This window comes from Candidatus Kosakonia sp. 282A-S69 (genome assembly GCF_029433855.1).
GTDB classification, from domain to species: domain Bacteria; phylum Pseudomonadota; class Gammaproteobacteria; order Enterobacterales; family Enterobacteriaceae; genus Kosakonia; species Kosakonia cowanii_A.
The window spans coordinates 913,198-934,369 of the sequence record NZ_JAROAU010000001.1 but is presented as its reverse complement, the minus strand read 5'-3'; the positions used below and the strand labels follow the sequence as shown (position 1 = coordinate 934,369).

Sequence of the window (21,172 nt, the reverse complement as noted above, 5' to 3'; positions counted from 1 at the left end):
AAGCGTGCAACGCGCCATCCGGCAATTGGCCTGGCATGCTGCATTGGTGGGATCGTTCCGTTCACCAGGTGTTCGGGAGTCTCATTAACCTCTTGTGCGGTGAACGGGATAAGGGAAGCGGCCGCGCTCCCCTTATCAATCCCCGCGGCCCCGCGAGGAAATCGGTGCTTCGCACTGCGCTCACCTCCCGCGTGCCTGACTGCGGCCGGCTCAACTCGACTTCCTGTCTCGGTTCGCCTCTGTCCGCCATCCCTGGCGTCCAGACCTTGTCATTCACGCTCCGGTTCGCCGATTTCAGCGGGGACACAACCCCTCGCTGTGAGATCTTGGGTAAAAGCAATATCAGTATGGCTGTAGGCGCGTTTTTGTAGGCCGGATAAGGCGTAGCCGCCATCCGGCAATCGGTGCCGCGGAGAGAATGCCGGATGACGCGTAACCGCTTATCCGGCCTACGCTGTTTCAGCGGCTTCGTTACCGGCCTCTTCCTTAACGCTCCCAGTACGCCTCTTCGAGGCTATCTTCCCGCTCCGGCAAGCCGCGGGTTAAGCGCGGGGAGTGCTGGTTCAGCACCTGGTAACTGACGCGGTTCGCATATTTGCACACCTGCGCCAGCGACGAGTAGGTCAGCCAGTTGAAGTTATGCTTACTGGAGTTTGGCACGTTGTTACGGTGATAGTTGTTGGCGGTAATATCATGCAGCAATGCCGCCAGCGCGCCGTCGCCTGCGCCGTTAGTGTTCATGATCTTTTCCGGCCCACCCATATAAGGTGCGATATGGGAGTAGATCCGCAGCGGATGCTCGCAATCTTTATGGCGCATCGCGCGGCTAAACTCATACTGGTTAAATTCGGCAATTGCACCCGGCAGCAGCGGGTGCTGGGTTTTGCGCTTCGCCTCATCTTCCGTAAAGCCCGCCATATATAAGCCGACAGGCCCGGCCGTGCAGAGCACCAGGTCGACCCAGTCCAGCGCTCTGTCCGCCGCCATCAGCGGATCGCTCTCACCGGTGAGGGCGTGGCCCTCCTCTTCATTCATCGCCAGAATCGAGACGTTCTCTTTAAGAAAATCGCGCCACCACGGCACGTTATCGGCGATAACGTATTTCGTGCCGAGCGTCAGCACCACTGGCACGTTATGTTTTTTGGCATAGGCCACTGCCTGCATGGTCGCTTCCGGCATTGGCTCGCCGGGATTACAGCGCACTAAATAGGAGGAGAGCACCAGTGCGGAGGCGCCGGCAATGACCTCTTCAGGAATACTTTCCGGGCGCAGTTGGTTCATCTGACCAGGGCTGATGGCGAAGGTGCGCTCACCGCTGTCACTGACCAGCGTAAAGCAGCGGCCAATCGCGCCCTCGACGCCCTGCAGGTAGTTAAGATCGGTACGGCTGGAGGTGTTGCAGAGGTAACGGTAAGCGTAACTGCCAATCTGCACGTTGTCGCACATCACGCCCAGCAGCACTGAGCGGTCATCGGCCAGCACCGAGTAGTTGTGCAGCGTATTACCAATGGTGCCACCCGCAAACTGGTGGGTAATCAGGTTGTTATTCACCAGCTCCTGATAGAGCGCTTCGGCGATATCATCGGCGATCACCAGCGAATGGCCAGCACTGAGGCCGAAACGTGCGATAAACGCATCATCCACTTTCGCTTCGATATCCACCAGCGTCTGATCAATACCGACCACCCAACTGGTGCCAGTTTCACTCTCAGGCTGGATTTGCTGCAATAGGGGGTCGCGGGCGTTGACGGGGAAATAGTGTTTGGACTTACGTTTACCGGGAAATTTCATCTTTGTGCTACGTGCAATACATTCGGGCCGTGCATGGTAACACACTCGGCCCGCGCAGCGATCAGCGATATTTGGCCGTTAAGTTGACCATCATCTCAATATGCTCCGGTGAATCATTGAGCGCAGGAATGTATTCATACTTTTCTCCCCCGGCTTCGAGGAAGAACTCGCGGTTCTGGACGGCAATCTCCTCCAGCGTCTCCAGGCAGTCGGCGGCAAAGCCCGGTGACATCACCTGAATATGCTTCACGCCCTTCTCACCGAGCATTTTCAGCGTCTCATCGGTGTAAGGCGTCAGCCACGGCTCACGCCCGAAGCGCGACTGGAAGGTCATCATCACCTTCTCTGGCGGCAGATCGAGAGCGGAAACCAGCTCGCGCGTGGTGTCACGGCAGCGCTGCGGATAGTCATCCCCCTGCGAGGCGTAACGCTGCGGAATGCCATGATAGGAGAGCAGGAGCAGATCCGGTTCGCCATGCTGCGCAAAAGAGGCGCGTACGCTGTTAGCTAACGCCGCGATATAGTCGGCGTTATCGGCGTAGTCGCGAATAAAGGAGATGCCCGGAATAAAGCGTTTTTTGCCGAGAATACGCGCCAGCTCATCCCAGACGGCGGCAACCGTCGAGCAGGAGTATTGCGGGTAGAGCGTGAGCACAACGATATGTTCAACGCCCTGCGCCATCAGCGCCTCGACCGCGCTCTCCAGCGACGGTGAACCGTAGCTCATACCGAGCGCGACAGGGACATCCGGCAAACGCGCCGCCAGCGCCTTTTCCTGCCTGCGGCTGTAGACCATTAAGGGTGAGCCCTCTTCCATCCAGACGGATTTATAGAGTTTCGCCACGCGGGGAGAACGAATAGGCAGGATCACGCCGCGTAACAGCGGCCACCACAGCAGGCGGGGCGTATCGACCACGCGTCTGTCGCTTAAGAACTGCCGCAGATACCGTTTAACGGCCTGGGGGGTGGGTGCATCGGGGGTGCCGAGATTGGCCAACAAAATGCCCGTTTTTGCCTGACTCATTCGCGCCTCTTAACCATTTAACTGGTTGATTAGTGTAGCCGAAAAGCGGGTAAACGGAACCAATTGCTGTGATTGATAGTTTCCCCCGGCATATAGCCGGGGGAAATGGAAATTACCCGAGGATCTTTTCCAGTTCAGCGCGTACGTCGCTGACCGCTTTGGTGCCGTCAACTTTAACGTACCGGGTGTTACCCGCTTCCGCTTCTTTCTGATAGTAACCGATCAGCGGAGCCGTCAGCTGGTGGTATTCGACCAGGCGCTTACGCACGGTCTCTTCCTGATCGTCTTTACGGGTGGTCAGCTCTTCGCCGGTGACATCATCTTTCCCGTCCTCTTTCGGCGGGTTGTATTTGATGTGATAAACGCGGCCAGAGGCAGCGTGAACGCGACGACCTACGATGCGATCGACAATCAGCTCGTCCGGTACGGCGAACTCCAGCACGAAATCGACATTGATGCCGGCTTCTTTCATCGCATCGGCCTGCGGAATGGTGCGCGGGAAACCGTCCAGCAGGAAACCGTTGCGGCAATCTTCCTGGGCGATACGCTCTTTCACCAGCGCGATAACCAGCTCGTCGGTGACCAGCTTGCCGGCGTCCATGATATCTTTCGCCTGTTTACCCAGCTCGCTGCCGGATTTTACTGCGGCACGCAGCATGTCACCCGTAGAGATTTGCGGAATACCGTATTTCTCCATGATGAACTGCGCCTGAGTTCCTTTACCTGCGCCCGGAGCGCCCAGCAGAATAATACGCATTGCGAAAATCCCCTCAAATGTTGGTTCAATTTTTCAAAAGCGCTAAAAGATACCATCAAGAGGAGGCAGGCTCAAGAAAGGCGCGGACGCTGAAACGGTAATGCTACCTTTTTCTTAAGCGGCAGAAGCGGGAATAAAAAAGGGAGGCGCGGTGGCCTCCCTGTGACTGCTTACGAAACCAGCAGCTGGTTCATGCGGCGAATAAACTGGTTAGGATCTTCCAGCGTACCGCGTTCGGCGAACAGCGCCTGGTCCAGCAGCAGCTCCACCCACTGGTTAAACTGCCCTTCATCCTGCGTATCCGCCGCGCGTTTCACCAGCGCGTGATCCGGATTCAGTTCGAAGATGTATTTCACTTCCGGCGCGCTCTGACCAGCCGCGGCAAACAGCTTCGCCATCTGCGTGCTCATCTCGTCAGCATCGGTCACCACTACCGCTGGCGTGTCGGTCAGACGGTGAGTGAGGCGCACCTCTTTTACACGCTCGCCGAGCAGGGTTTTCACGCGCTCAACAAACGGCTCCAGCGCTTTTTCCGCTTCTTTGGTGGACTCATCCACTTCGTCAGCCAGCTTATCCAGCGAAGCATCCGCTTTCGCCACAGACTGGAACGGCTTACCGTCGAACTCGGTCAGGTAGCTCATCATCCACTCATCGATGCGGTCGGAAAGCAGCAGCACTTCGATGCCTTTCTTACGCAGCAGCTCAAGATGCGGGCTGCTCTTCGCCGCGGCATAGCTGTCGGCGGTGATGAAGTAGATCTTCTCCTGGCCCTCTTTCATGCGCGAGACGTACTCTTCCAGCGAAACGGTCTGTGCCGAGGAGTCGTTGTGCGTGGAGGCAAAACGCAGCAGTTTGGCGATGGTTTCCAGGTTGCCGCTGTCTTCGCCGGTTCCCTCTTTCAGCACCAGGCCGAACTGTTGCCAGAAGGTCTGGTATTTTTCCGCGTCATCTTTCGCCAGTTTTTCCAGCATCTGCAGCACACGTTTGGTCAGCGCGGTGCGCAGGCTGCGGGTGACGCTGCTGTCCTGCAGAATTTCACGGGAGACGTTGAGCGGTAGATCGTTAGAGTCGACCAGCCCGCGCACGAAACGCAGGTAGTTCGGCATAAACTGCTCAGCTTCGTCCATGATAAACACGCGCTGAACGTAGAGTTTCAGGCCGTGCTTGTGATCGCGGTTCCACATATCCCACGGTGCCTGCGACGGGATATAGAGCAGGCTGGTGTACTCCTGCTTCCCTTCAACGCGGTTATGGCTCCAGATCAGCGGATCGCTGTAATCATGAGAGATATGTTTGTAGAACTCGTTGTACTCGTCATCTTTGATGTCAGACTTGTTACGCGTCCACAGCGCCTGCGCTTTGTTGATCTTCTCCCAGGTGACAACGGTTTCGCCGTCTTTCTCTTCCTGTTTTTCGATCTCAACTGGCAGTGCAATATGGTCGGAGTATTTACTGATGATGGAGCGTACGCGCCAGTCGTTGAGGAAATCATCCTCCCCTTCGCGCAGATGCAGGGTGATCTCGGTACCGCGATCGGCTTTGGTGATGTCAGCAACCGTGTATTCGCCCGCGCCTTCGGATTCCCAGAAGACGCCGTTTTCCGCGCTTTCGCCCGCCGCGCGGGTGCGCACGGTAACTTTATCGGCCACGATAAACGCCGAGTAGAAGCCCACACCGAACTGACCGATCAGCTGGCTATCTTTCGCCTGATCGGACCCCATCGATTCGAGGAAGGCTTTGGTGCCGGATTTGGCAATCGTCCCCAGATGGTCAATCACTTCGTCACGGTTCATGCCGATACCGTTATCGGCAATGGTCAGGGTACGCTTCTCTTTGTCAAAGGAGACGCGCACGCGCAGGTCGCCGTCGCCTTCATAGAGATCGGGTTTGGAGAGCGCGCGGAAACGCAATTTATCCGCCGCATCCGAGGCGTTGGAGATAAGCTCACGCAGGAAGATTTCTTTGTTGGAATAAAGAGAGTGGATCATCAAATGCAGAAGCTGTTTTACTTCTGACTGGAAGCCACGTGTTTCTTGTCCTTTCATTGGGAAAACCTCAACAATGCCATTTACAAGGTGGAAAAAGCGTTGAGGGAGAAATGGGGATAGCGGCGGGGAATTTCAAGCGGAGGCAAAAATTTCTGCCCCCGTCTGGTTAAAAACGAATCTTATGACGCCCGGCAAGAGAGTGGGAAAGCGTGGTGCCATCCACCATCTCCAGCTCGCCACCCACCGGCACGCCGTGGGCGATACGGCTCGCTTCCACGCCATATTGCCCGCACAGCTCGGCAATATAGTTAGCGGTCGCCTCCCCTTCCACCGTCGGGTTGGTGGCGAGGATCACCTCCTGAATCTTTTCAGATTCGAGGCGCTGCTCCAGCCGGTCGAGCCCGATATCATCCGGCCCGATGCCGTCCAGCGGCGACAGATGCCCCATCAGCACAAAGTAGCGACCGGAAAACTGACCGGTTTGCTCAATGGCGTAGATGTCAGCCGGGCTTTCAACCACGCAGATTTGACCGTTTTCCTGACGTCGCGGGTTGGTGCAGATATTGCACACCTCCTGCTCGGTAAAGGTGCGGCAATCCGCGCAGTGTCCAATCTCCGACATCGCCCGGGTGAGCGCCTGCGCGAGGCGCATGCCGCCGCTGCGATCCCGCTGCAGCAGCGTAAATGCCATGCGCTGCGCCGACTTCGGGCCGACGCCCGGCAGCGCGCGCAACGCTTCCATAAGCTGCGTTAACAGCGGACTGGTTTGCATCAGAACGGCATCTTAAAGCCTGGCGGCAGGGACATACCGGAAGAGACAGAGGCCATCTTCTCTTTCTGCGTCTCTTCAATGCGGCGTGCAGCATCGTTGAATGCAGCGGCGACCAGATCTTCCAGCATCTCTTTGTCGTCTTCGAGCAGGCTCGGATCGATCTCTACGCGACGGCAGTTATGCGCGCCGTTGATGGTCACTTTCACCAGACCCGCGCCTGATTCGCCGGTCACTTCCAGCTGCGCGATCTCTTCCTGCACTTTCTGCATCTTTTCTTGCATCTGCTGGGCCTGTTTCATCAGGTTACCCAGACCGCCTTTTCCAAACATAGGCTTCTCTCTTTAGCTGTGGTGACTGACCAGGGTGATAAGTCACATTCAGGGTTGAAAACGGGAAGTATCGCTCTTCCTGTCAAAGGGGGCGGATGCTCTCCTCATCCAGATCCGCATCGAAAAAGCGCTGCAGGGTCTGGATATTGCTATCCGCAATAATCGACTCGCGCGCCTGCGCGAGCTTCTCTTCATAGATGGCCTGACGCCACTCCAGCGGCGTACGCACCGCAGGATTATCATCTTCAATAATAGTCAGTTCAACCGTCGAACCGTGCAATTCGCTGAGCGCCTCGCCGAGCGTCTTCACCGCGCCGGGCGAATGGAGATGGCGCTGGGCGCTGCGAAGGTGCAGGCAGATGCGCGCGCCGTCCTGCTCTTTCCAGGCATTCAGCGCCACCTGCTCGACCAGTTTAGGCAATTTCAGCAGGCTCACCTCTTTTGCCCACGCGTCGCGCTCGATCGCCTCTTCCGCAAGCTTCTTCGCCAGTTCCGGCGTTTTTTCATGCTCAAGCGCCTTTTTCAACGCTTTTGGCGTAGCGATGACCTCTTTTACCGTCTCAACAACAGTGGTCGCTTTCCAGCGGTAGGCCTCTTTTTTAGCCGGTTTTTTGTCGGCCGTTGCCGCCGCCGGGCGGGACTGTACGCGCTCGGTGACAGAGGCGAGCCTCTCCAGCGCAGCGTTACTCACCGGCCGCGCGCGGGTTGCGGCTGCCGGTTCACTCTTTTTTGCTTTGTCTGCTCCCTGCGCCTGCTGCAGCTGTCTGCGTGCCGCCAGCACCTGGCTGGTGGAGGGCGGCAGCGGAACATCCTGCTGGGGCGCGGGCTGCGCCTGCGGTGCGGGAGCCACCTGCTGCGGCGACATCACCGCCGTCGGCGCGACTGGCGCAAATGACGCCTGCTGAACCTCTGGCGCAGGCAGCGGCGCGCGCGGATGGAACGCCAGCGCACGCAGTAAGGTCATCTCCACGCCCATCCTTCTGTCGGGCGCAAAGGGTAACTCTTTGCGGCCAATCAGCAGTGTCTGGTAGTAGAGCTGAATATCGGCAGGCGGCACGGTGCGGGCAAGTTCGCGCAGACGGTGCTCCACCGACGCCATATCGCTGCCCAAAGCCGCCGGGGTGAGCTGAACCATGGCGATGCGGTGCAGCAGGCTTTGCATCTCCAGCAGCAGCGCGTCCCACTCGACGCCGCGGGAGGCGGCATCATGCACCAGCGCCATTGCCCGTTCGCCGTTGGCGGCAATGATCGCCTCGACCAATGAGAGTGCCTGATCGTCATTCAGCGTGCCGAGCATCGCGCTTACAACCGCAGCTGAAAGCTGGCCGTTGCCGCTGGCAATCGCCTGATCGGTCAGGCTCAGGGCATCACGCAGGCTGCCGTCGGCGGCGCGCGCCAGCAGCTGCAGCGCGCGCGGCTCGGATTCGATCTTTTCGTCAGCGAGAATATGCTCAAGCTGGGTGCGGATCTGATCAACATCCAGCGCTTTAAGATGGAACTGCAGGCAGCGGGAAAGAATCGTCACCGGCAGTTTCTGTGGATCGGTGGTCGCCAGCAGGAATTTGACGTGCGCGGGCGGCTCTTCAAGGGTTTTCAACAGGGCGTTGAAGCTGTGACGCGAGAGCATGTGCACTTCGTCAATCAGATAGACTTTGAAGCGGCCACGCGCCGGCGCGTACTGGACGTTGTCCAGCAGATCGCGGGTATCTTCCACTTTGGTACGCGAAGCGGCGTCGATCTCAATCAGATCGACAAAGCGACCCTGCTCAATTTCACGGCAGTTGTCGCAGACACCGCACGGTGTCGCCGTAATGCCGGTTTCGCAGTTAAGCCCCTTCGCCAGCAAACGGGCAATAGAGGTTTTTCCGACGCCACGGGTGCCGGAGAACAGATACGCATGATGAATGCGTCCTGATGTTAAGCCGTTCGCCAGTGCGGTCAGCACATGCTCCTGGCCGACGACGTCAGCAAAAGTTTGCGGTCGCCATTTTCGGGCTAAGACCTGATAACTCATTGGCAGGCTCTGAAACGCTGGAAGGTGGATTCACGAGGGGTAATGCTAACACAGCATCGGCTGAGAATGCACTTCATCCCTCAGGCGTGAGGGATGAAGGTACGCGGGATCAATGGCCCGGGAACGAGACCAGGCTGTAGCTATTAACACCCTGTTTTTTCAGGCGCTCTTCGCCGCCCAGGTCGAACAGATTGATAATGAACGCCGCGTCGGTGACTTCGCCACCCAGACGGCGGATCAGTTTCACTGTCGCTTCGATGGTGCCCCCGGTTGCCAGCAGATCGTCGACCACCAGCACAGTGTCGCCAGGCTGGATCGCATCGACATGGATCTCTAACTGATCGGTGCCGTACTCCAGCTCATAGCTCTCGGCAATGGTTTCACGCGGCAATTTACGCGGCTTACGCACCGGCACAAAGCCAACGCCAAGGCCTAACGCAACCGGCGCGCCGAACAGGAAGCCACGCGCTTCGGTACCAACAACTTTAGTGATCCCGGCGTTTTTGTAACGCTCAACCAGCAGTTCAATGCTGAGGGCGTACGCCTTCGGGTCTTCCAGCAAACTGGTGACATCACGGAACAGGATGCCCGGCTTCGGGTAATCCTGAATGCTTTTGATGCTGTTTTTGAGAAATTCAAGCTGCTGCGCAGTCGCTGTCATGGATATTTGCCTGATAGAAACGGTATTACTCACGGGACGTGCAAGAGAGGCTCAACTGGCCCCTGGTTAAGCTTTAACCAGCCGACCCCGTACTCGAAAACGCTCGAATTTACTGGCAGTGAGCGAGAATTGCAACTGCCATCGCAGCGCATTAGGTTTTTTGTTGCTTTGCATCAACCACCGGTATCCGCCACAGGAAAATCAGCAGACACGCGAGGATGATTAAGAGCAAAACGCGCACCCACATAATCTTCACAAAATAGAGTGAGACCGCGAAGGTCAAAAGCGTAATAACAATCGCGCGCGGTTTCGCGCCGGGCGGCATGGCGCGGTATTGCTGCCAGTGCCGCAGGTAGCTGCCAAACCAGGAGCGGTAGAGCAGCCAGTGATGAAAACGTGGCGACGAGCGGGCAAAACACCAGGCGGCCAGCAGAATAAAAGGCGTGGTCGGTAAAACGGGCAAAACGACACCCAACGTGCCGAGCACTACCGCCAGCCAGCCAATGATGATTAAAATAGTGCGTTGCATAGTGCTAATCGTTGCCGGAATAAGCGGCTAATGTACCATAATCGCCGTGAAAAAGAGGGAATGAGAGATGAAATGCGACGCGCTTTTAGAGAGGCTGGCACAGCAACTCGCCCGCTTACGCCAGCAGGCCGCGCCGCTGGCGGATCACTTCACCGTCAGCGCCCGTTTTGACCGCCATCTTTTTCAGACAAAAGATACGCGTATGCGTGCTTATATTAATGAGACTGAGGCCAATCTGACGGCGCTGCGCGAGACCGTGGCGCGCAATCATCTGCCGCAGGCGGTCTGGCTGGCGGAGCACTTAACCGCGCAAATCGCCGCGCTGACGCGAGAAAGCGCCGTCTGGCCGCTGCGCCAGTGGGATCACGCCTCGCCCGGCATTACGCGCTGGCAGCGGCGGCGGTTGCAGCATCAGGAGTATGAGCGCCGCCTGCAGGCGATGAAAAATGAGCGTAACGCGCATTTAGCCTCGGTCACCACGCTCGCCGAGCAGCAGAAGCTGCATAAAGAGGTGGAAGCGCTGGATGCCCGGCTTGGTCGCTGCCGTAAAGCGCTGGAGAATATTGAGCGCGTGCTGGCGCGTTTAACCCGTTAACCAAGGAGTGAAGATGTCGCTGGAAAATGCCCCGCAGGAGGTCAAGCTGGCGGTCGATCTGATTATGCTGCTTGAACAGCATGAGATCGCACCCGATCTGGTGTTAAAAGCGCTGGAGATCGTCAAACGGGATTTTGAACAGAAGCAGTTACGGCTGGCTGCCCCCCTTCCCTGAGGAAGAGGGGCAAACCCTTAAGGCGCCTCTGGGGTCGGATCGTCGCCCTTCAGGTTGCGCTTCACTTCCGTTAATTCATCGCCCTTCTCATTGCGCAGGTGCACTTCGAGCTGGTTAAAAGCGATATTGATGTCGTTTTCACGGCACATCCGATCGATGGTGCGGTTAAGCTCATCCACCGTATAGCTGCGATCGCGCAGTTCACGGACGTAGAGACGCAGCTCATGATCCAGCGTGCTTGGCCCGAAGGTGGTAAAGAAGACCGCCGGTTCCGGGTCGTGCATCACTTTCGGGTGATCCATCGCCGCTTTCAGCAGCACCTTCTTCACTTTTTCGAGATCGGAACCATAAGCCACGCCGATACGGATCACCACGCGGGTGATGGTATCGGAGAGCGACCAGTTGATGAGCCGTTCGGTCACGAAGGCCTTATTCGGGATAATCACCTCTTTACGATCGAAGTCGGTGATGGTTGTCGCACGAATACGGATCTTGCTCACCGTGCCGGAGAAGGTGCCGATGGTGACGGTATCGCCGATGCGCACCGGGCGCTCGAAGAGAATAATCAGGCCGGAGACAAAGTTACCGAAGATCTCCTGCAAACCGAAGCCGAGACCGACCGACAACGCTGCTGCCAGCCACTGCAGCTTATCCCACGAGACCCCCAGCGAACCGAAGACCGTTAACGCCCCCACCGCGATAATGACATAGTTCAGAATGGTGGTGACGGCGTAGGAGGAGCCCTGGCGCATATTGAGCCGCGAGAGGACTAACACCTCCAGCAGGCCCGGCAAGTTGCGGATCAATGCCCACGCCACCACAAAGGCGACGATCGCAAACAGCAGGCTGCCAAGGGTGACGCTCTTGGTCACCGCCGCCCCCGCTTCGGTGCCGTTGTAGTGCCACAGCGTAATGCTGTCGAGGTAGGCGAAGACGGTGATTAAATCTGACCAAATTGCCCAGAAGACCAGGCCAAAGAGCGCGACCATCACCAGCATGGTGATGCGCAGCGTCTGCTGGTTAACCTGCTCCAGCGCAATGGTCGGCTCTTCCAGCGGCTCGGCACCTTCCGCGCCCTCTTTTACCATATTCTGCCGACGTGCCAGCGCGCGACGGTAGGCGATACGCCTCGCCGCGACGCTCAGCCCGCGCAGCACCGTCTGGTAGAGCAGATTCCAGATAATCACCAGATAGACGGTTTCAATCCAGCGCCCGGCCAGCCGCAGCGTGGTGTAGAAGTAGCCGGTGGCGGTGAGCACCATCAGGGCAATCGGCACAATCGCCAGCACCGTGACGGTAACCAGGCGCAGCGCGTGGGACTCTTTGTCGTGCCAGCTCTCACGGAACATCGGCCACACCAGAGCGGTGATCACCAGCAGGTTCAGCAGAATGACAAACTGCCCGAGCACATCATCCATCAGATGCAGCGGCGACAGCTCCGAGACTACCGACCAGAAATGGAGCGGCAGCAGCGCGAGGCTGATACGCACAATCTGCCGACGCCAGTGGCTGGTCAGCTGCGCCGGCATGCCAAAGTGATTGACGGCGACGCCCTCTTTTTCCAGCACTTTCCAGCACAAACCAAAGACCAGCCAGAAGAGCGCCAGCTTTTTACTGAACGCCCACAGCAGCTCGCTGATGTTGAGCTGCATAGTCAGCAGAATCAGCCCCGCTGCCAGAATAAACAGACAGACCGGCAAAGCCCGAATCAGATCGATCAGGATCGCTTTTGGCGTATGCAGCTGGCTATCGCTGCGTAGCTGCCCGACCTGCTCCGCCAGCTTCACCTGGTAGTTCTTCAGCCAGCGCAAACGCCAGCGGATAAGCCCGGCAATCAGCAGCAGCGGCAGCCCGGCGAGAAACGCGATCGCCACCGCCGGCAACGCTTTCTCCCAGTTAACGGTAATGTGGGTGCCTTTGATCTCATCGCGCAGCGTCTGCGGGAAGGCTTTGAACCACTCCCAGTCCATCGGCTTGTTGCTGTTAACCCAGAAGATTTGCTGGGTCAGAATCTCCTGCAGGCTTTTTGACACGCTCATCAGCTGCTGCTGATTAACCTGCAGGTTAATGGCCATCATCAGCTGGTTGCCGAGCTGCTTGTTCAGCTGATCGAGCAGCTCGCGGCGCATATCGACCACCTGCAGCAGGGCGTCGTGGACGTCGTCGTTAACTTCGCTCTGGTGGCCCTCTTCCAGTTTGGCAACGAAGTTCTCGTTCTGGAACAGCGCGTCACGCTTCTGGTTGATGTCAAACTGCTCCAGACGCAGGTCCGCAATGCGGTTGGTCATGTCTTCCAGCTCATCGGCTGAGGGGAGCGTTTGCTGTTGCTGATAAAGGATGCGCGAGAGCAGCAGGCTCCCCTTCAGCACCGAAATTTGTTCTTTAATATTGCGCTCAGATTGCAGCGCGCGGTCGAGCCAGTTCTTCACTTTGATATTCTGCTGCACCAGCGCGTTGCCGCTTTCAGTGGCTTCAATCAGCTTCTGGCTCAGCTGGTGGTTTATCTCCAGTTCCTGGCTGACCAGTGGGTTGGCCTGAATGCGCGCGGTGTCATCCGGCGTTACCGCTTCCTGCGCCGTCTTCTCAGTCAGCGTCAGACGCTTGCTGTTGACCGCTTCCTGCAGTAGCTGAAGCTGGTGTTCGAGGCGGTTACTGTTTGCGGTAACGTAATCACGCTGCTTTTGTAGCGTATCCTGCAAGGTGGTATTGCCTTCCAGGCTTTTGCGCAGCTGTTCAATCTGGGCATTAAGCAGCGTTTGCTGAGCCTGTAACAGTGTTTGCTGCGTCGGACGCAACGCCCCTTCGCCGGCAACCGTGCCGTTCAGACGGTTGCGGATCTGCTGCAACTGCTGGGAGGCGCTGTACATGGCGTTCTGCACGCGCTCCGGCTGCGTCTGCAATGACACCAGCTGGCTGTTGTAGTTAGAGAGATCGTTCTGCGCGGTTTGCAGGTCTTCAAGCAGTTGGGAAACGCGCGACTCCAGCTGGCGTAATGAGAGCGTGGCAAGGGTTTTGCGCGTCTCCTCATCGCTGTCTTTATCATTGAGCGCGTTGAGGGCATCGGTAGCCTGGCGCAGCTGTTCCGGCGCCTGCGCCACTTTCTGCTTCAGCAGCGCAGTCTCCTGCTTAACGCGGTCGATCTTATCCAGCGTATCCAGGGTCTCATTGAGATCCTGGATGACCAGCTTCTCCTGCGCGGAGTGCTCTTTTTGTTTATTGAGTACGTCGAGCTGATTCTGCACTTCGCTGCGCGAAGGCAGATCACTTCCGCTCTGTGCGGGCGCCGCCTGGCTTGAGAAACTGAGAAAAATAAGAAACAGTGCGGCGGCAAATGCTGCGAACGGGTTGGGTATGCGATTGATGTGCAACATAATTTGAGCGATCGTTGTCTGTTCGGGAAAGCGGCCGGGATAGCCACGCGCGAAGAATATCACGCGCGCAGACAACTACCTAGCAGAGTGAGCGGCCTCCAGGAGAAATCCTGGCGGCCGGCTTATGCCTTGAGAGTGGGCGTTTCATCGCGCAGCGTTGGGCAGAACTGGCACATCTCCAGCAGGATGGCGACGTAGGCGCGCGCCTCTTTTTTCAGATCGAAAGATTGCGGCGCAAAGAGCCAGTTTTCCATAATTCCGGAGACATAGGCGCGCATCAGCACTGCCACACGGCGTGTGAGAAGATTAGCGGGAAGCAATTTTGCCTGAATACATTCGGTAAGCGTGGTTTCGATGCGATCGTAACTTTCCAGACATAAATCGCGCTGCGCCTCCTGCACCACCGCCATTTCGCCGACAAACTCACATTTGTGGAAGATAATTTCCATCATCAGTCGACGCCGCTCTTCGACAACCGTGGCTTCAAGAATATAAACCAATATTTCTCTTAATACTGAGAGTGGATCACCAGGGAATTTTGCCCGATACTCAGTTTCAAGATCGCCAATACTGGACTCCGACAGCTCCCAAATTTCACTAAACAAATCTGACTTGTTTTTGAAATGCCAGTAAATCGCGCCGCGAGTTACTCCTGCCGCCTGCGCAATTTCAGCCAGCGAAGTTGATGAAACGCCCTGCCGGGAAAACAGCCGCATGGCGACATCAAGAATGTGTTGTCGCGTCTCAAGCGCCTGTTGTTTGGTTTTTCGTGCCATATGTCGGTGAATTTACAGGAGTCAGATTTACATACATTTGTGAATGTTTGTACCATAGCACGACCATAATATAAACGCAGCAATGGGTTTTTGGGCCTTTGATCCATTGATCAATTTGAAATCGGACACTCGAGGTTTACTTATGAACATAAACAGAGGGCTAACGCCTCTGGCGGTCGTTCTGATGCTTTCGGGCAGCTTAGCGCTTACAGGATGTGACGATAAACCTGCGCAGCAGCAGCAGGGAGCCGGCCAGGCGCCGGAAGTCGGCGTGGTAACGGTGAAGGCAGAGCCGCTGCAAATCACCACCGAACTGCCGGGTCGCACGACTGCTTATCGCATTGCTGAAGTCCGTCCGCAGGTTAGCGGCATTATTTTGAAGCGCAACTTCACCGAAGGCAGTGACGTCGAAGCGGGTGTCTCGCTCTATCAAATTGATCCAGCGACCTATCAGGCCGCCTACGACAGCGCGAAAGGCGATTTAGCCAAAGCGCAGGCAGCGGCGAATATCGCGCAGATGACCCTGAACCGTTATAAGAAACTGTTGGGCACTAAGTACATCAGCCAACAGGATTACGATACGGCGCAGGCGGACGCGCAGCAGGCAAACGCTTCGGTTATCGCCGCTAAAGCGGCGGTCGAAAACGCGCGCATCAACCTGGCTTACACTAAAGTCACCTCCCCGATTAGCGGCCGCACCGGTACATCTACCGTGACCGAAGGCGCGCTGGTGCAGAGCGGGCAAACCACTGCGCTGACCACCGTGCAGCAACTTGACCCGATCTACGTCGATGTCACCCAGTCCAGCAACGATTTCCTGCGCCTCAAGCAGGAGATGGCCAACGGTTCGCTGAAACAGGATAACGGCAAAGCAAAAGTGGAGCTGGTGACCAATGACGGCGTTAAGTATTCGCAGTCCGGTACCCTTGAGTTCTCTGGCGTAACCGTCGATCAGACCACCGGTTCTATCACCCTGCGCGCCGTGTTCCCGAACCCGGATCACACGCTGCTGCCGGGTATGTTCGTGCGCGCCAAGCTGGAAGAAGGGGTTAACCCGAACGCTCTGCTGGTACCGCAACAGGGTGTGACCCGTACGCCGCGCGGTGACGCAACGGCGATGGTGGTAGGCGAAGGCGACAAAGTTGAAATTCGCAATATTACCGCGACCCAGGCCATTGGCGATAAGTGGCTGGTTACCGATGGCCTGAAAAGCGGCGATCGCGTAATCATCGAAGGGTTACAAAAAGTCAAACCTGGCGTGCAGGTCAAGGCCCAGGAAGTGACATCTGACAAGAAAGAGCAAGCCCAGGCCAACGGCCAGTCAGAGCAACCGAAGTCTTAACTTAAACAGGAGCCGTTAAGACATGGCTAAGTTTTTTATCGATCGCCCCATATTTGCGTGGGTTATCGCGATTATCATCATGCTGGCGGGGGCGCTATCGATCCTCAAATTGCCGGTGGCGCAGTATCCAACGATTGCGCCACCTGCGGTTCAGATCACCGCTTCTTACCCAGGTGCTGATGCGAAAACGGTGCAGGACACCGTAACGCAGGTTATCGAACAGAACATGAACGGTATCGATAACCTGCTCTACATGTCCTCAACCAGTGACTCCTCTGGTACGGTCCAGATCACCATCACCTTCGATTCCGGTACCGATGCGGATATCGCGCAGGTTCAGGTGCAGAACAAGCTGCAGCTGGCAATGCCGCTTCTGCCGCAGGAAGTGCAGCAACAGGGCGTGAGCGTTGAGAAATCTTCCAGCAGCTTCCTGATGGTTCTCGGTATGATCAGTACCGACGGCTCCATGACGCAGGAAGATATTGCCGACTACGTGGGCGCGACCATTAAAGATCCGGTCAGCCGTACCACCGGCGTGGGTGACGTTCAGCTGTTCGGTGCGCAGTATGCGATGCGTATCTGGATGGATCCGAACAAACTCAATAACTTCCAGCTGACGCCAGTGGACGTGATTGCGGCTATCAAAGCGCAGAACGCCCAGGTCGCGGCCGGTCAGTTGGGCGGTACGCCGCCGGTGAAAGGGCAGCAGCTGAACGCCTCGATCATCGCGCAGACCCGTCTGACCTCGACCGAAGAGTTCGGCAAAATTCTGCTGAAAGTGAACAGCGATGGTTCGCAGGTTCGCCTGCGCGACGTGGCGAAGATTGAGCTGGGCGGCGAAAGCTATGACGTTGTTGCACGCTACAACGGTCAACCTGCGGCGGGTCTGGGTATCAAACTGGCAACCGGTGCCAACGCGCTGGATACCGCAGAAGCGGTCCGCGCCACCATTTCCGGCCTCGAACCCTTCTTCCCGCACGGTCTGAAAGTGGTTTACCCGTACGACACCACGCCGTTCGTTAAGATCTCGATTAACGAAGTGGTAAAAACGCTGGTTGAAGCGATCGTGCTGGTCTTCCTGGTGATGTATCTGTTCCTGCAGAACTTCCGTGCGACGCTGATCCCGACCATTGCAGTGCCGGTAGTGCTATTGGGTACCTTCGCGATCCTTAACGCCTTCGGCTACTCGATAAATACCCTCACCATGTTTGGTATGGTGCTGGCGATAGGCCTGTTGGTGGATGACGCCATCGTGGTGGTGGAGAACGTCGAACGTGTCATGATGGAAGAGGGGCTGCCGCCAAAAGAGGCGACCCGGCGTTCGATGGATCAGATACAGGGCGCACTGGTGGGTATTGCGCTGGTGCTGTCAGCGGTATTTATCCCGATGGCGTTCTTCGGCGGCTCTACCGGCGCAATCTATCGTCAGTTCTCCATTACCATTGTTTCTGCGATGGTGCTGTCGGTCATTGTGGCGTTGATCCTGACGCCAGCGCTCTGCGCCACCATGCTGAAACCGGTCGCCAAAGGCGATCACGGCGAGCATAAGAAAGGCTTCTTCGGCTGGTTTAACCGCATGTTCGATAAGAGCACGCACCACTACACCGACAGCGTGGGCAATATCCTGCGCAGCACCGGTCGTTATCTGCTGCTCTATATCGTTATTGTTGCGGGCATGGCGGTGCTGTTTGTCCGTCTGCCGAGTTCGTTCCTGCCTGACGAAGACCAGGGCGTGTTTCTGACCATGGCCCAGCTGCCTGCCGGCGCGACGCAAGAGCGTACGCAGAAGGTGCTGGACGAAGTGACGAAATATTACCTGGAGAATGAGAAAGCCAACGTTAACTCAGTCTTTACCGTTAACGGCTTCGGCTTCTCGGGCCGCGGGCAGAACACCGGTCTGGCGTTCGTCTCGCTGAAGAACTGGGATGAGCGTGCGGGTGACGAGAACAAAGTTCCGGCGATTGCAGGTCGTGCCAGCGCGCACTTCTCGCAGATTAAAGATGCGATGGTCTTCGCCTTTAACCTGCCGGCGATTGTTGAACTTGGTACCGCGACCGGCTTCGACTTCCAGCTGATTGACCAGGCCAACCTCGGTCACGATAAGTTAACGCAGGCGCGTAACCAGCTGTTTGGCGAGATTGCACAACACCCGGATCTGCTGGTGGGCGTGCGTCCGAACGGCCTGGAAGATACGCCGCAGTTCAAGATCGATATCGATCAGGAAAAAGCGCAGGCGCTGGGCGTGTCGATTAGCGACATCAACACCACGCTGGGTGCAGCCTGGGGCGGCAGCTACGTGAACGACTTTATCGACCGCGGTCGCGTGAAGAAGGTTTACGTCATGTCGCAGGCGAAATACCGCATGCTGCCAAGTGATATCGGCAACTGGTATGTCCGCGCGACGGACGGTCAGATGGTGCCCTTCTCCGCGTTCTCAACCACGCACTGGGAGTATGGTTCACCGCGTCTGGAGCGTTACAACGGTCTGCCGTCAATGGAGCTGTTGGGCCAGGCAGCACCGGGTCGCAGTACCGGTGAAGCGATGGATATGATGGAGCAGCTGGCGAGTAAATTGCCAACCGGTATCGGTTTCGACTGGACCGGCATGTCCTATCAGGAACGCCTCTCCGGCAACCAGGCACCGGCGCTGTACGCTATCTCACTGATCGTCGTCTTCCTCTGTCTGGCGGCGCTCTATGAGAGCTGGTCGATTCCCTTCTCGGTCATGCTGGTGGTTCCGCTCGGTGTTATCGGTGCCCTGCTCGCAGCGACGTTCCGCGGCCTTGGCAACGACGTTTACTTCCAGGTGGGCCTGCTGACAACCATTGGCTTGTCGGCGAAGAACGCGATACTTATCGTCGAATTCGCCAAAGATCTGATGGATAAAGAGGGCAAAGGGCTGATTGAAGCGACGCTTGAGGCGGTGCGTATGCGTCTGCGTCCGATTCTGATGACCTCGCTGGCGTTTATCCTTGGGGTACTGCCGCTGGTTATCAGCTCCGGTGCGGGCTCCGGTGCGCAGAACGCCGTAGGTACTGGCGTAATGGGCGGGATGATCACCGCAACCGTGCTGGCTATCTTCTTTGTTCCGGTGTTCTTTGTGGTGGTTCGCCGCCGCTTCAGCCGCCGCAACGATGATGTTGAACACAGCCACAAGGTGGAACAGCACTGATCCTCTCTGCTGATATAAGAAAAGGCCGCGCATAGCGGCCTTTTTCATTTTTCATCGTCGTACTCTCTAACTCATCGGATCATTAAACACGTTATTGTTTATCTGATTAATTTATGGGTTAGCCCTAAGGCATATAATCACTGTGTATTTACGAAGCCGCGATATTTTCCAGTAATAATCTTAAATTCTCTTAATATTACTTTAAGTCAGAAAAATCCTGGCAGAAAAATATTCTTATTAGAAGAATAATCCGTACCATGCTAACTTAATGAAATGTAAGGCAGTACGGTGGCTTACTCAACCTGATGAGCCGTTTCGCATCGCAACTTTTCTCTCTGCCGTGCCGCTTTTTCCGCAGGAAAAAACATTATTTGTAATTTTTCGTGATAGCTCAATGAAATCCTATTCATAGTGGCTTATAGTTATATCAACGAACATAAATCAGCATATGTCTCTGGTCAGAGCAGAAGTTCCCATCCTGAATCAGCCTTTGGTTAGTAAAAAAATCACCACTCAGAAGGGGATGCGTTATGGACGAATACTCGCCGAAAAGGCATGATATTGCGCAGCTTAAATTTCTGTGCGAATCGTTGCATCAAGAGTGCATTGCCAATCTTGAAGAGAGCCATCATGGGTGGGTTAACGATCCAACTTCAGCCATCAACCTGCAGTTAAATGAGCTGATTGAGCATATCGCAACGTTCGCGCTGAATTATAAAATTAAGCACGATGAAGATAATAAACTGATTGAATTGATCGACGAATACCTTGATGACACGTTTATGTTGTTCAGCAGTTACGGTATTAATACACACGACTTACAGAAATGGCGTAAAACAGGCAACAAGCTGTTTCGCAGTTTCGTCAATGTAAGCAAGGCTAATCCAGTGAGTCACTCTTGTTAATTTTTCAACACTAAGGTGAAGACATGTCCGAAAAACCATTAACAAAAATTGATTATTTGATGCGTTTAAGGCGCTGCCAATCAATTGATACGCTTGAACGCGTTATCGAAAAAAATAAATACGAACTCACCGATGATGAGCTTACGGTGTTTTATTCAGCAGCCGATCATCGTCTGGCCGAGCTGACGATGAATAAGCTCTATGACAAAATCCCCTCATCGGTATGGAAATTTGTTCGCTAATTCTTCTCAATGTTAAGAGATGTTATTTCTGCCACAGTCAATCGTTCAACCTCCGTACCAGGTACACTCTAAAAAATGAATGATGAAAAACAGAAAATGATCGCCGGTCTCCCCTATCGGGCGGGCGACGACACTCTGCGTGCCGATCGGCTGCGCGCGCGGCAGCTGCTGCATCGTTACAATCACTCCAGTCCGGATGAAAAAGCAGAGCGTAAAGCGATTCTTGCCGAGCTGTTGGGGCAGAGCGAAGGGGCCTATATCGAACCCACTTTCCGCTGCGACTACGGTTACAATATTTTCCTCGGCGAAAGCTTTTACGCTAATTTCGACTGCGTAATGCTGGATGTCTGCCCGATTCATATTGGCGACAACTGCATGCTGGCCCCGGGCGTGCATATATATACCGCAACGCACCCGCTCGATGCTGTCGAGCGAAACAGCGGCGTGGAATATGGTAAGCCCGTTAACATCGGTCACAACGTGTGGATTGGCGGGCGGGCGGTGATTAATCCGGGCGTCACCATCGGCGATAACGCCGTGATTGCTTCCGGTGCGGTTGTGGTCAAAGATGTGCCTGCCAATGTGGTGGTCGGCGGCAACCCTGCGCGGATCATCAAACATCTGGCTGAAGCAACCGTACAGTAACTGTTATCTTTTTTTGTGGCAAAACTGTTACTTTTTTCACACTGGACGGCAACTTAAAATAGCGTGTCCACCTGCAAATCAGTA

The 21,172-nt window shown here is 56.0% G+C and carries 18 protein-coding genes and 1 other annotated feature; of the genes, 7 read left to right on the top strand and 11 right to left on the bottom strand.

Annotated elements, in window-relative coordinates; all coding sequences use genetic code 11:
• Nucleotides 1–486: 486 nt before the first annotated feature.
• The 9 genes from PU683_RS04080 to PU683_RS04040 all read right to left on the bottom strand — a co-directional run bounded on the left by PU683_RS04080 (nucleotide 487) and on the right by PU683_RS04040 (nucleotide 9,865).
• On the bottom strand, nucleotides 487–1,791 hold the full coding sequence (locus PU683_RS04080; protein ID WP_277170240.1) for an inosine/guanosine kinase: 1,305 nt from the start codon (nucleotides 1,789–1,791) through the stop codon (nucleotides 487–489).
• 61 nt (nucleotides 1,792–1,852) lie between these two features.
• Entirely contained in the window at nucleotides 1,853–2,815 is a 963-nt protein-coding gene (hemH, locus tag PU683_RS04075; protein ID WP_023478268.1) for a ferrochelatase, read from the bottom strand.
• 112 nt (nucleotides 2,816–2,927) lie between these two features.
• A complete protein-coding gene (gene adk / locus PU683_RS04070) occupies nucleotides 2,928–3,572 on the bottom strand; it encodes an adenylate kinase (protein WP_277170239.1) in 645 nt (214 codons plus the stop codon).
• 170 nt (nucleotides 3,573–3,742) lie between these two features.
• Nucleotides 3,743–5,617, bottom strand: a complete 1,875-nt coding sequence (htpG, locus tag PU683_RS04065; protein ID WP_277170238.1) for a molecular chaperone HtpG — start codon at nucleotides 5,615–5,617, stop codon at nucleotides 3,743–3,745.
• Nucleotides 5,618–5,726: 109 nt separating this feature from the next.
• A complete protein-coding gene (recR, locus tag PU683_RS04060) occupies nucleotides 5,727–6,332 on the bottom strand; it encodes a recombination mediator RecR (RefSeq protein ID WP_277170237.1) in 606 nt (201 codons plus the stop codon).
• On the bottom strand, nucleotides 6,332–6,661 hold the full coding sequence (locus tag PU683_RS04055; protein ID WP_023478246.1) for a YbaB/EbfC family nucleoid-associated protein: 330 nt from the start codon (nucleotides 6,659–6,661) through the stop codon (nucleotides 6,332–6,334). The genes recR and PU683_RS04055 overlap by 1 nt, the downstream gene beginning before the upstream one ends.
• Nucleotides 6,662–6,743: 82 nt before the next feature.
• The gene (gene dnaX / locus PU683_RS04050; protein ID WP_277170236.1) at nucleotides 6,744–8,675 is read right to left on the bottom strand and encodes a DNA polymerase III subunit gamma/tau; all 1,932 of its coding nucleotides are present in this window, start codon (nucleotides 8,673–8,675) and stop codon (nucleotides 6,744–6,746) included.
• Nucleotides 7,347–7,411: a sequence feature (DnaX frameshifting element), on the bottom strand. (Overlaps the previous gene by 65 nt.)
• Nucleotides 8,676–8,784: 109 nt before the next feature.
• Nucleotides 8,785–9,336, bottom strand: a complete 552-nt coding sequence (apt, locus tag PU683_RS04045; RefSeq protein WP_277170235.1) for an adenine phosphoribosyltransferase — start codon at nucleotides 9,334–9,336, stop codon at nucleotides 8,785–8,787.
• Nucleotides 9,337–9,487: 151 nt separating this feature from the next.
• The gene (locus tag PU683_RS04040) at nucleotides 9,488–9,865 is read right to left on the bottom strand and encodes a DUF454 family protein (RefSeq protein WP_277170234.1); all 378 of its coding nucleotides are present in this window, start codon (nucleotides 9,863–9,865) and stop codon (nucleotides 9,488–9,490) included.
• Between the two features lie 67 nt (nucleotides 9,866–9,932).
• On the opposite strand from PU683_RS04040, the gene priC reads away from it, so the two are divergent.
• Nucleotides 9,933–10,460, top strand: a complete 528-nt coding sequence (priC, locus tag PU683_RS04035) for a primosomal replication protein N'' (RefSeq protein WP_277170233.1) — start codon at nucleotides 9,933–9,935, stop codon at nucleotides 10,458–10,460.
• A 13-nt stretch (nucleotides 10,461–10,473) separates the two neighbouring features.
• Nucleotides 10,474–10,635 carry a pleiotropic regulatory protein RsmS gene (gene rsmS / locus PU683_RS04030; protein WP_277170232.1) on the top strand — a complete coding sequence of 54 codons (162 nt, stop codon included), beginning with the start codon at nucleotides 10,474–10,476 and terminating at the stop codon, nucleotides 10,633–10,635.
• Between the two features lie 17 nt (nucleotides 10,636–10,652).
• Here the strand turns inward: rsmS and mscK are convergent, their stop codons facing one another.
• Nucleotides 10,653–14,006, bottom strand: coding sequence for a mechanosensitive channel MscK (mscK, locus tag PU683_RS04025; protein WP_277170231.1), 3,354 nt, complete (start codon nucleotides 14,004–14,006; stop codon nucleotides 10,653–10,655).
• A 122-nt stretch (nucleotides 14,007–14,128) separates the two neighbouring features.
• Nucleotides 14,129–14,782 carry a multidrug efflux transporter transcriptional repressor AcrR gene (gene acrR, locus PU683_RS04020; RefSeq protein ID WP_277170230.1) on the bottom strand — a complete coding sequence of 218 codons (654 nt, stop codon included), beginning with the start codon at nucleotides 14,780–14,782 and terminating at the stop codon, nucleotides 14,129–14,131.
• Between the two features lie 142 nt (nucleotides 14,783–14,924).
• Between acrR and acrA the strand changes: the two genes are divergently transcribed.
• The 5 genes from acrA to maa all read left to right on the top strand — a co-directional run bounded on the left by acrA (nucleotide 14,925) and on the right by maa (nucleotide 21,088).
• On the top strand, nucleotides 14,925–16,124 hold the full coding sequence (gene acrA / locus PU683_RS04015; RefSeq protein ID WP_277170229.1) for a multidrug efflux RND transporter periplasmic adaptor subunit AcrA: 1,200 nt from the start codon (nucleotides 14,925–14,927) through the stop codon (nucleotides 16,122–16,124).
• Nucleotides 16,125–16,146: 22 nt separating this feature from the next.
• A complete protein-coding gene (gene acrB, locus PU683_RS04010) occupies nucleotides 16,147–19,296 on the top strand; it encodes a multidrug efflux RND transporter permease subunit AcrB (RefSeq protein WP_277170228.1) in 3,150 nt (1,049 codons plus the stop codon).
• A gap of 530 nt (nucleotides 19,297–19,826) precedes the next feature.
• Entirely contained in the window at nucleotides 19,827–20,201 is a 375-nt protein-coding gene (tomB, locus tag PU683_RS04005; protein WP_277170227.1) for an Hha toxicity modulator TomB, read from the top strand.
• Nucleotides 20,202–20,224: 23 nt separating this feature from the next.
• The gene (locus tag PU683_RS04000) at nucleotides 20,225–20,443 is read left to right on the top strand and encodes an HHA domain-containing protein (protein WP_023478287.1); all 219 of its coding nucleotides are present in this window, start codon (nucleotides 20,225–20,227) and stop codon (nucleotides 20,441–20,443) included.
• A gap of 75 nt (nucleotides 20,444–20,518) precedes the next feature.
• On the top strand, nucleotides 20,519–21,088 hold the full coding sequence (gene maa, locus PU683_RS03995; protein ID WP_277170226.1) for a maltose O-acetyltransferase: 570 nt from the start codon (nucleotides 20,519–20,521) through the stop codon (nucleotides 21,086–21,088).
• The last annotated feature ends 84 nt before the right edge of the window (nucleotides 21,089–21,172 follow it).

What these genes read in the sequence shown, in the direction of transcription:
- PU683_RS04080 (WP_277170240.1), bottom strand. Translation starts at nt 1,791, where the DNA reads ATGAAATTTCCCGGTAAACGTAAGTCCAAACACTATTTCCCCGTCAAC.
- hemH (WP_023478268.1), bottom strand. Translation starts at nt 2,815, where the DNA reads ATGAGTCAGGCAAAAACGGGCATTTTGTTGGCCAATCTCGGCACCCCC.
- adk (WP_277170239.1), bottom strand. Translation starts at nt 3,572, where the DNA reads ATGCGTATTATTCTGCTGGGCGCTCCGGGCGCAGGTAAAGGAACTCAG.
- htpG (WP_277170238.1), bottom strand. Translation starts at nt 5,617, where the DNA reads ATGAAAGGACAAGAAACACGTGGCTTCCAGTCAGAAGTAAAACAGCTT.
- recR (WP_277170237.1), bottom strand. Translation starts at nt 6,332, where the DNA reads ATGCAAACCAGTCCGCTGTTAACGCAGCTTATGGAAGCGTTGCGCGCG.
- PU683_RS04055 (WP_023478246.1), bottom strand. Translation starts at nt 6,661, where the DNA reads ATGTTTGGAAAAGGCGGTCTGGGTAACCTGATGAAACAGGCCCAGCAG.
- dnaX (WP_277170236.1), bottom strand. Translation starts at nt 8,675, where the DNA reads ATGAGTTATCAGGTCTTAGCCCGAAAATGGCGACCGCAAACTTTTGCT.
- apt (WP_277170235.1), bottom strand. Translation starts at nt 9,336, where the DNA reads ATGACAGCGACTGCGCAGCAGCTTGAATTTCTCAAAAACAGCATCAAA.
- PU683_RS04040 (WP_277170234.1), bottom strand. Translation starts at nt 9,865, where the DNA reads ATGCAACGCACTATTTTAATCATCATTGGCTGGCTGGCGGTAGTGCTC.
- priC (WP_277170233.1), top strand. Translation starts at nt 9,933, where the DNA reads ATGAAATGCGACGCGCTTTTAGAGAGGCTGGCACAGCAACTCGCCCGC.
- rsmS (WP_277170232.1), top strand. Translation starts at nt 10,474, where the DNA reads ATGTCGCTGGAAAATGCCCCGCAGGAGGTCAAGCTGGCGGTCGATCTG.
- mscK (WP_277170231.1), bottom strand. Translation starts at nt 14,006, where the DNA reads ATGTTGCACATCAATCGCATACCCAACCCGTTCGCAGCATTTGCCGCC.
- acrR (WP_277170230.1), bottom strand. Translation starts at nt 14,782, where the DNA reads ATGGCACGAAAAACCAAACAACAGGCGCTTGAGACGCGACAACACATT.
- acrA (WP_277170229.1), top strand. Translation starts at nt 14,925, where the DNA reads ATGAACATAAACAGAGGGCTAACGCCTCTGGCGGTCGTTCTGATGCTT.
- acrB (WP_277170228.1), top strand. Translation starts at nt 16,147, where the DNA reads ATGGCTAAGTTTTTTATCGATCGCCCCATATTTGCGTGGGTTATCGCG.
- tomB (WP_277170227.1), top strand. Translation starts at nt 19,827, where the DNA reads ATGGACGAATACTCGCCGAAAAGGCATGATATTGCGCAGCTTAAATTT.
- PU683_RS04000 (WP_023478287.1), top strand. Translation starts at nt 20,225, where the DNA reads ATGTCCGAAAAACCATTAACAAAAATTGATTATTTGATGCGTTTAAGG.
- maa (WP_277170226.1), top strand. Translation starts at nt 20,519, where the DNA reads ATGAATGATGAAAAACAGAAAATGATCGCCGGTCTCCCCTATCGGGCG.